General features: G+C 70.1%; 10 protein-coding genes. 3 read left to right on the forward strand and 7 right to left on the reverse strand.

Features of this window, described 5'->3' with window-relative positions; translation table 11 throughout:
- The first annotated feature begins 203 nt into the window (after positions 1 to 203).
- Entirely contained in the window at positions 204 to 1,214 is a 1,011-nt protein-coding gene (locus tag OG959_RS10125) for a terpene synthase family protein (protein ID WP_442805557.1), read from the forward strand.
- A 469-nt stretch (positions 1,215 to 1,683) separates the two neighbouring features.
- On the forward strand, positions 1,684 to 2,094 hold the full coding sequence (locus OG959_RS10130) for an STAS domain-containing protein (protein ID WP_326657829.1): 411 nt from the start codon (positions 1,684 to 1,686) through the stop codon (positions 2,092 to 2,094).
- A 59-nt stretch (positions 2,095 to 2,153) separates the two neighbouring features.
- Here OG959_RS10130 and OG959_RS10135 read toward each other — a convergent pair whose 3' ends face one another.
- The gene (locus OG959_RS10135) at positions 2,154 to 2,363 is read right to left on the reverse strand and encodes an EF-hand domain-containing protein (RefSeq protein ID WP_326657830.1); all 210 of its coding nucleotides are present in this window, start codon (positions 2,361 to 2,363) and stop codon (positions 2,154 to 2,156) included.
- A gap of 142 nt (positions 2,364 to 2,505) precedes the next feature.
- Here OG959_RS10135 and OG959_RS10140 point away from each other — a divergent pair, with 142 nt between their 5' ends.
- Positions 2,506 to 3,144 carry a GNAT family N-acetyltransferase gene (locus OG959_RS10140; RefSeq protein ID WP_326657831.1) on the forward strand — a complete coding sequence of 213 codons (639 nt, stop codon included), beginning with the start codon at positions 2,506 to 2,508 and terminating at the stop codon, positions 3,142 to 3,144.
- A 35-nt stretch (positions 3,145 to 3,179) separates the two neighbouring features.
- Here OG959_RS10140 and OG959_RS10145 read toward each other — a convergent pair whose 3' ends face one another.
- The 6 genes from OG959_RS10145 to OG959_RS10170 form a co-directional block, all read right to left on the reverse strand.
- Entirely contained in the window at positions 3,180 to 4,373 is a 1,194-nt protein-coding gene (locus tag OG959_RS10145; RefSeq protein ID WP_326657832.1) for a YVTN family beta-propeller repeat protein, read from the reverse strand.
- On the reverse strand, positions 4,373 to 5,179 hold the full coding sequence (locus OG959_RS10150) for a polysaccharide deacetylase family protein (RefSeq protein WP_326657833.1): 807 nt from the start codon (positions 5,177 to 5,179) through the stop codon (positions 4,373 to 4,375). The genes OG959_RS10145 and OG959_RS10150 overlap by 1 nt, the downstream gene beginning before the upstream one ends.
- Before the next feature lie 375 nt (positions 5,180 to 5,554).
- Positions 5,555 to 6,070, reverse strand: coding sequence for an ATP-binding protein (locus OG959_RS10155; protein WP_326657834.1), 516 nt, complete (start codon positions 6,068 to 6,070; stop codon positions 5,555 to 5,557).
- Positions 6,071 to 6,321: 251 nt separating this feature from the next.
- On the reverse strand, positions 6,322 to 7,089 hold the full coding sequence (locus OG959_RS10160) for an enoyl-CoA hydratase/isomerase family protein (protein ID WP_326657835.1): 768 nt from the start codon (positions 7,087 to 7,089) through the stop codon (positions 6,322 to 6,324).
- A 127-nt stretch (positions 7,090 to 7,216) separates the two neighbouring features.
- Positions 7,217 to 7,660 (reverse strand): cold-shock protein, encoded by a 444-nt coding sequence (locus tag OG959_RS10165; RefSeq protein ID WP_326657836.1) that lies wholly within the window; start codon positions 7,658 to 7,660, stop codon positions 7,217 to 7,219.
- Between the two features lie 196 nt (positions 7,661 to 7,856).
- On the reverse strand, positions 7,857 to 8,801 hold the full coding sequence (locus tag OG959_RS10170; protein ID WP_326657837.1) for a proline iminopeptidase-family hydrolase: 945 nt from the start codon (positions 8,799 to 8,801) through the stop codon (positions 7,857 to 7,859).
- Positions 8,802 to 8,808: the final 7 nt, after the last annotated feature.

Consider the following 8,808-nt stretch of genomic DNA (forward strand, 5'->3'; position numbering starts at 1 on the left):
TCCTGCGGTGATCGCCGTCGCAGCCGGCTCACGGCCGTACCGCCCGATTCCGACGCCGGTGCGGACAGGTACCCCCCGATGACACGGTTTGTCGAAGCGCCGATCGACAACCTCGCGGTCAACGTCTGCCGCTCCGGCCCGTGCGTGCGCGGCCTTTTCGCGCATCCCCCTTCCCTGTTCGTACCGTTCAGACGAGGTGCACCATGAGCAAGTTGGCGCTTCCAGAATTCCACATGCCGTTCGAGAGCGCGGGATGCCATCCGGGAGTCGAGCAGACCAGACAAGCCGCCTGGGAATGGGCGGAGGCCAGTGATCTCGTCCTGTCACCGGTGGCCCGCAAGAAGATGATCCGGACCCGCCCCGAACTCTGGATATCCCTGATATTTCCCGAGGCGTCGCAGAAACACCTCGACCTCTTCTGCCAGTGGCTGTTCTGGGCCTTCCTCGTCGACGACGAGTTCGACGACGGCCCGGCCGGCCGCGACCCGCAGGTCTGCGCCCGCGCGATCGCCCGCCTCGTGGACGTGCTCGACGGCGCACGGGCACCGGTCGGCCCCATGGAACACGCCCTGGACGAACTGCTGGTCCGCACCTGTACGGACAGGCCGGTGCACTGGGTCCGGCAGTTCCGCCGCGACACGGCCGCCTGGCTGTGGACGTACTACGCGGAGGCGGTCGACCGGGCCGCCGGGCACGTCCCGAGCACGGCCGACTTCGTCAGACACCGTCGGGATTCGGTGGCCATGCAGCCCTTTCTCGATCTGCACGAGATAACGGCGGGAATCGACCTGCCGGAATCCGCCCGGAGCCTTCCCGCCTATATCGCACTGCGCAATGCGGTGGCCGACCATTCGGGGCTCTGCAACGACATCTGCTCCTTCGAGAAGGAGGACCTGCTCGGATACGAGCACAACACGGTCCGCCTGATCCAGCGGGATCGCGGCGGCACGCTCCAGGAGGCCGTCGACGAGGCCGGGATTCTGCTGTCCCGCATTGCCGACCGGGTCCAGCGGGCGGAGAAGGAACTGGTCGAGGAGATGGAGGCGGCGGGAATCGAGGGGCTGGCCCGCGTCGCCCTGGAGCGCTGTGTCCGGGACTACCGGGGTCTCGTCCGGGGCGACTTCGACTACCACGCACGGGCGGAGCGCTACACCCGCCCCGATCTCATGGAGATCGACGAACAGGCCTCCCTGTCCCGGAACTTCGCCGCCTGACGGGACGCGGGCCCCGTACGTACGCGTTCACGACGGCGAGTTCTGGCCAATTGCCGTCGATGCCGTACGCGGCTTTCCGGCTGCCGCGCGGCGGCCGGAAAGCCGCGCCGCCGGAACCGGCCACCGCGCACCGGCGGAACCCTCGGCACCGACGACGGCGTGGCGGAGGGTCGTGCGCGGCGCGGAGGCGGTTCCTGTGCGCCGGGCAGGCGTAGGCGCGCAGGACGCGAACACGCCCACTCCTCTACCCCTGACTGAAAACCACACAATTCACCCGCCTCCACGCATGGGAAGCGCAGAAGTTCACCCGGAAGGAGGCATTGGGGAATGCGCGAACGTTTCTGCGTCGCCACCTGGCGGACCTTCGGGTTAGGTTCACCGACTGTCACCTCACCGACCGTCCCCCACCGACTGTCACGCGGGCCCCGGGTACGTCCTCGGGGCCCGGCGCTGCGAGGAGAGGCATCAGATGACCGAGACGCCGGCCCCCACGGCAACCCCCGTGCCGGCCCTGCTGCCCGAGCCGTGCGGCCGGGTGTACCGCCGGGACGGATGCACGGTGGTGGCGCTGCGCGACGAGATCGACATCGCGACCGCCGCGCTCATCGCACCGGCCCTGGACGACGCGACGGCGGACGGCTCACCCCGGCTGGTGGTCGACCTGTCGGAGGTGAGCTTCCTCGACTGCTCGGGGCTGTCGCTGCTGTGCCGCGCCCGCCGGCGTGCGCTGGACCGCGAGGGGCGGTTCTGGCTCGTCTGCGCCTGTCCGCGGATCCTGCGCCTGCTGCGGGCCGGCCGACTGCACGATGTGTTCGGCCCGGTGGCGACCCCGGACGAGGTCTTCCGCACGGCGGGGGCCGGGGCACCGGCCGTTCCCTGAGCGCGCCCCGGAGTGCCGCTCCGCGGCCCCCGGCCTGTCGGCCGGGGGTCCTCCGGACGTCAGCTCTGCGCGGCCCAGAACTCGTCGAACGTGAGGAGCCCGTCCCCGTTCGCGTCGTGCGAGTTGATCACGGCCTGGGCGACCGTCTCGGTGACGTAGGGGTCACCCAGCTGAGCCATGACGCTCTTGTACTCGACCGCCGAGATCAGCCCGTCGCCGTTCAGGTCGTACCGCTCGAATGCCTTGCGCGCCGACTCGATGTCCGCCACTTTTCCGCCCCTTCGTATGACTGTCTGACGGAGGTCAGATTAACGGGCGCGACAGCCGGCCCGGGCGGCGGCCGGTCGGCGACCATGGGTGGGCCGCCCACCCTCCGGTGGCCGGTGGCCCGAGCGGGGAGTACACGGCGCGATGAGCGAGGCACTGGCACGGATCCTGGACGCCGCGGCGCACGGACGGTTCCCGCCGCCGGACGGGTCCACGACCGTGGTGCGGCAGCCGAACACACGGGATGCCGGGGTGCTGGCCTGCACCGCGCACTCGGTGGTCTTCACCGACGAGGACCCGGCGTGGGTGCGCGAGACGCTCGCCGCCACCCCGGGCGACGCGCTCGCCGCGACGATGAATCCGTGGTTCCTGGGAGCCCTGATGGCCCGGACCGGCCGGCACATGAACACGATCGATCTCCTCACGGTCGCACCCGCGCTGCCGGGCGCCCCGGACCTGGAGCTGCGGGAGATCCGCGACCCGGAGCACCCCCGGGTCGCCCGGGCGATGAAGTTCCGCGACGAGGTGCGGGTCTGGGGGACCGAGGGCGGTGTGCTGATCCTCGGCCGCGGGGTCGCGGGGCGCTGGGAGACGGCGGTCGAGGTGGCCGGGGAGGCGCGCGGGCGGCGGCTCGGCGAACGGCTGGCACGCGCGGCCCGGCAGCTGGTGCCGGACGCGGTGGTGTGGGCGCAGCAGTCGCCGGGGAACGCCCGCAGTGTGCGGACGTTCCAGGCGGCGGGCTACCGGCCGGTGGGGTCGGAGGCGCTGCTGGTCGCGGGCTGAGTCACCGGCCGCCGGGAGAGACGGGCCGGAGGGCCTCAGCGGAAGACGCCGGTGTGGCCGAGCGAGTAGCGGCCCGGCTGCGGGTAGACGGCGAGGCCGTGCGGCCCGCTGCCCACCGGGATGCGGGCCAGCTGCTTGCCGGTGGCGGTGTCGATCGCGTACACCTCGGCGTCGTAACGCCCGGACAGCCACAGCACCTTGCCGTCCGCCGAGACCCCGCCCATGTCCGGGCTGCCGCCGTTCGGCAGGTGCCACTTCTTGGCCAGCTTCTTCTGTGCGAAGTCGAACACGGAGACCGAGCCCTCTCCGCGGTTGGAGATGTACATCTCCTTCGCGTCGCGGCTGACGTAGAGCCCGTGGCAGCCCTTGCCGGTGGGCAGCAGCTCGGGCGTGGTGAACTTCTCCCCGTCCAGCACCCACATGCCGTTGGCCGTCATGTCCGCGATGTAGAAGGTGCTGCCGTCGGGAGAGAGTTTGACGTCCTGCGGCATCGCGCCCTTGAACGGCAGCTTCTGCTGTCCCACGACCTTCATCTTCGCCGTGTCGACCTTGAGGAGTTCGCCGGAGAACTCGCAGGAGACGATGAAGTACCGGCCGTCGGCGGAGAAGTCGGCGTGGTTGACACCCGCGCAGCTCACCGGGACGGTCTTGGCCGTCTTCATGGTGTGCGCGTCGCGGAAGACCAGTTCGCGGTCCATCGAGGCCATCACGACGGCGTACGTGCCGTTCGGCGTGAAGTAGAGGTTGTACGGGTCGGAGACGCCGACCGTCTTCCCCGCCTTCCCGGTCGCCGGGTCGATCGCGGTGAGGCTGTCCCCGACGTCGTTGTTGACCCAGAGCGTCTTGAGGTCCCAGGACGGGACGACGTGCTGCGGCTGGCGGCCGACCGGGATCGTCTCGATGACCTTGTACGTGGCGGGGTCGATGACCGACACGGTGTCGGAGTTGGTGTTGGGCACGTACACGCGGGACGGGAAGTCCTTGACGACCGGCGACAGCTTTCCCGGGGCGTCGGCCGCGTACACGTTCCGGGCGTCGAGCACCGGCGGCATCCCGGGCAGTCCCGGCGGGGCGGGCGGGGTGACGCGCTTCGCCCTGGCGGGCGGGGCGGCGGCCTCGGTGGGGGCGTCGGACGCCCCCTTGTCCGCGGGGGCGGTGCCGCAGCCGGTGAGGACGGCGAGCAGGAGGCCGCCGCACAGCGCCGCGGTGCGTGAGGTGGAGTGGGACATCAGGTCAGCAGCTCCGTGGTCGTCACCGCACGCAGTCGGCGGCGGTCGAGTTCGGTGAGGAGGAGGGGCAGCGCGGCGACCGTGTCCGCATAGCCGAAGTGCATGCTCACCACCGATCCGTTGCGGATCTCCCCGGCCACCTTGCGGGTGACGGCCGCGGCGCCGGGCGAGGTGAAGTCGAGCGAGTCCACGTCGTACGAGAGGACGTGCGGGTATCCGGCCCGGACGGCGAGCCGCTGGACGAGCGGGGTGGCGTAGCGGGTGCGCGAGGGACGGAACCAGGTGCCGATGGAGCCGGTGAGCCGGCGCAGCCGCTGGGCGCAGTCGGTGATCTCGGCGTACGCCCGCGTCTCGTCCATCGAGGAGATGTCGATGTGGCGCTGGGTGTGGTTGCCGAGGTCGTGGCCGCCGTCGAGGATCCGGCGGGCCATCTCGGGGTGCTCGTCCAGCCAGCTGCCCACGGCGAGGACGGTGACCCTCGCCCCGGCGCGTTCGGCCGCGCCGAGCACGGTGCGGGCGACGGCGGGATCACCCTGGCCGTGGAAGGTGAGGGCGACACGGGCTCGGTCGCGGGGGCCGTGGTCGATCTGTACGGGCTGCCCGGGGATGCGGTGCGGGGTGGGCGCGGGGGCGTGTGCGCCGGTGGTGGCGGCCCGCTGCTCCGGTTCCGGGCGGGCGGAGGCCGGAGCCGGTGGACCGGCGGAGTCCCGGTCCGCACAGCCGGTGGCAAGGGCGGCCGCGAGGGCGGCGCCGGCTCCGGCGCGCAGGGCGCCGCGGCGGTGCACCGGCCGGTCGGGGGCGTTCATGCGCAGAACATTAAGTCTGCGGTGTCAGGAAAATAACAAATGACCCACTCAGGCCGCCGAAGGTCACACGGATGCCCACGACCACACTCGGAAGATCAATGAATCACCCGCCAGATCCACCACGCGCGCACTGATTACCAGGCAAGTGACTCAGCACACCTACGATTCACCGATGAAATGCCCAACTTTTACCCATTGCGTCAGCGATTGCGACTTTGGCCATGATGTCGCCCGTCTGCCATAGTCGGGGACACGACCCCTCCATTGACCCGGGCCAGGTCGTCATCAGCGGCCGTGAACACACCCCCCATTTCACGGTCCCCACACAGAAGCCCCCGCAGCGCCGCACCCCGGCCGACCGGGGGCTCCTGTGCGTCAGCGGTCGGAGATGCGCATCTCGAACCAGGTGGTCTTGCCCCGCGGCAGCAGGTCGACGCCCCACCGGTCGGAGAGCTTGTCGACCAGGAAGAGCCCGCGCCCGCTGATGTCCATCTCCTGCACGGGCATCAGACACGGCAGACCGCGCGAGGGGTCACGCACCTCGATCCTGATCCAGCCGCGCCGGCGCATCATCCGTAACCCGAAAACCCTGGCGCCGGTGTGCCGCACGGCGTTCCCGACGAGCTCGGACACCAGCAGAACGGCATGCTCGGCGGTCTGCGGGGAAAGCGCCCACTGGCGCAGCACCACACAGGAGGTGAGCCTGCGGGCCGTAGCCGCGGACTCCGGGCGGGAGGGCAGCCGGACTTCGTCCTCCGTCGGATTTCCGAACAACTCCAGCGCTTTGAACGCCTGTTCGTCCTCGACGGCCGGCATCCTCCGTGCCGCTGTCGCGCTGCTGCGCTGTCGCGGCTGCTCCACACCCTCCAGGCCCGCCATGGACACCATCATGGCTGCACAGCGGGCACTCCGTGGCCGTTCCCTGGGAATCCCCGGCCCGGAATCAGACATTCCGCAGAGGGCTCCAGGCATATGCCACGGGCAGAACGCACTCCCGGACACCCACGTTGACCTGCACGGATACCTCGTCCGAACGGGTTTGCCAGGACCGAAGGGAGGCTGAGCCTTAAGGTTGCCTTAAGGCTCAGCTAATCCGCCCACACGGATGAACGCATGCCCTGGCGTTCCCAACTGGCGTTCGGTCAGAGGAATTTGGCCTTGCCCGGACCCTCGTCCACAAAGCTGCGCATTCCGCGCTCCCGGTCCTCGGTGGCGAAGAGGCCGGCGAACCAGGTCCGCTCGATCGTGAGGCCGGTATCGATGTCCGTCTCCAGTCCCGCGTCGACAGCCTCCTTGGCGGCGCGCAGCGCGAGCGCCGGGCCCTTCGCCAGCCTGGCGGCCCAGGCGTGCGCCTGCTCGTACACCTCGGCTGCGGGGACCACCCGGTCCACCAGCCCCATGGTCAGGGCCTCCTCCGCCTTCACATGGCGGCCGGTGAAGATCAGGTCCTTGGCCTTGGCGGGACCCACCAGCCGGGCCAGGCGCTGGGTACCGCCCGCGCCCGGGATGAGCCCGAGCATGATCTCCGGCTGCCCCAGCTTGGCGTTGTCGCCGGCGATCCGGAAGTCCGCGCAGAGGGCCAGTTCGCAGCCACCGCCCAGCGCGTAGCCGGTGACGGCGGCGACGACGGGCTTGGGGATCCGGGCCACCGCGGTGAAGGAGTCCTGCAGCGCCTTGGACCGTACGACCATCGCAGGGTGGTCCATCGCCTGCATCTCCTTGATGTCCGCGCCGGCCGCGAACACCTTCTCACCGCCGTAGAGCACCACGGCACGCACGTCGTCGCGCCGGGACGCCTCTTCGGCGAGCTCGCGCAGCCGGTCCTGGGTGGCGACATCCAGGGCGTTCATCGGAGGACGGTCCAGCCGGATCGTGCCGACGCCGCCGCTTACTTCGAGGGTTACGGTCATGGAAGGCAGGTTAACCGGCGCTAACACCGGCCCGGACGGGCCGGGGCCGGTGCGGTTCGTCACAGCCGGACAGCAGCGCGAAGGGGCCCGGGACCGTCGTCCCGGGCCGCGGCGTGCGCCTACCCGTTCAGCCCTCGATCCAGCCGTGGTTCTTGGCGAACTGCAGCATCCCCTGGCGTACCTGGAGAATATGCGCGGCGGTGAGCCCGGGGGCTGATTCCAGCAGCACTTCGGTGACGTCCCGTACGTACTCCTCCGCGTTGAGCACGTCGCACAGCACGTCGTCGCCGTCCGCGGCCTGCCTGCCCAGGGGTTCGGAGCGCTGCGTGAAGACGGACGCCGGAACCGGCGCGGCCGCGATGCCGCTGCCCGCGGCCAGGCGCACCGAGGACGCCTTCAGGCCCCGGTCGCCCTGCTCGATCTCGAACTCGACCATCAGGCCGGGCCGCAGAGCCTCCTCGGCCATGCGGAGGTCGTTCACGTGCAGGAAGACATCCTCGCCCCCATGGTCGGGGGCGATGAACCCGTAACCCTTCGCGCTGTCGAAACGCACCACGCGACCAATGACCATGGGAAACACCCTCTCAACGAGTCCCGGACCCCTGTCCGGGACACCCCTGTCGCGGCAGGCCGCCCGGACCCCGTACACCCACTCCGGACACGCCTTGCGACTACCTGACCACCAGCGTCCCAGATGTTGTTGCCCTCCAGGCGACATCCGGGGTGTTCGCCACAGCGGCACCACTGCGGTCCGTACTCTATGCGGCCTATGGCCGGCCGGACAGGGCGGAGGGCCCCGGCTGTCCCGTCGGCGGGTCCACCTCGTCGAGGAAGGTCCGCATGACCTGGCGGAAGTGCTCGGGTTCCTCGAGGTGCGGCAGGTGGCTGGACTCCTCGAACACCTCCCAGCGCGCTCCCGGAATGAGGTCCTGGAACGGCTGGACCGTCGCGGGGGTGGCTTCGTCGTGACGGCCGGAGACCAGCAGGGTGGGCACGTCGACGTCGGGACAGATGTCGATGACCGACCAGTCGCGCAGCGTGCCGTTCACATGGAACTCGCTGGGGCCGTTCATCGCGTAGTAGACGGTGGGGTCGTTGTACACCTCGTAGAACGAGGCCAGGTAGTCGCGGGGCCAGGGCTTGAGGCGGCACACGTGGCGCTCGTAGAACGTGCGCATGGCCGCGTGGTACTCGTCCGACTCGGTGGTTCCGGCGGCCTCGTGCCTGAGCAACGTGTCATTGACACCGGGCGGCAGCTGGTCCCGTAGGACCTTGGCCTCCTGGAGCCAGAGCGGATAGGAGGCCGGCGAGTTGGCGATGACCAGACCGCGCAGACCGGCCGGACGCGCCGCGGCATGGTGCGTGATGAGCATGCCGCCCCAGGACTGGCCGAACAGTACGTAGTTGTCGGCGATGCCGAGACCCGTGAGGAGGTTGTCGAGTTCGGCGGCGAACAGGTCCACCGTCCAGAAGTCCGGTCCCCGGTCCGGCAGATGGGTCGAACCGCCGTTGCCGATCTGGTCGTAGTGCACGACGGACCAGCCGTCGTCGGCCAGGTCGGAGAGGTTCTGCAGATAGTCGTGGGTGGATCCCGGTCCTCCGTGCACGACGACGAGCGTGGGCCGGTCGGAGCGAAGGTCGCCCGTCACCCGGTACCACGTCTCGTACTCGCCGAACGGCAGGGTTCCCTTGGAACTGGGTGCCACGGTCACGTCACTT

It is taken from the genome of Streptomyces sp. NBC_00385 (assembly GCF_035917155.1).
Classification (GTDB): domain Bacteria; phylum Actinomycetota; class Actinomycetes; order Streptomycetales; family Streptomycetaceae; genus Streptomyces; species Streptomyces poriferorum.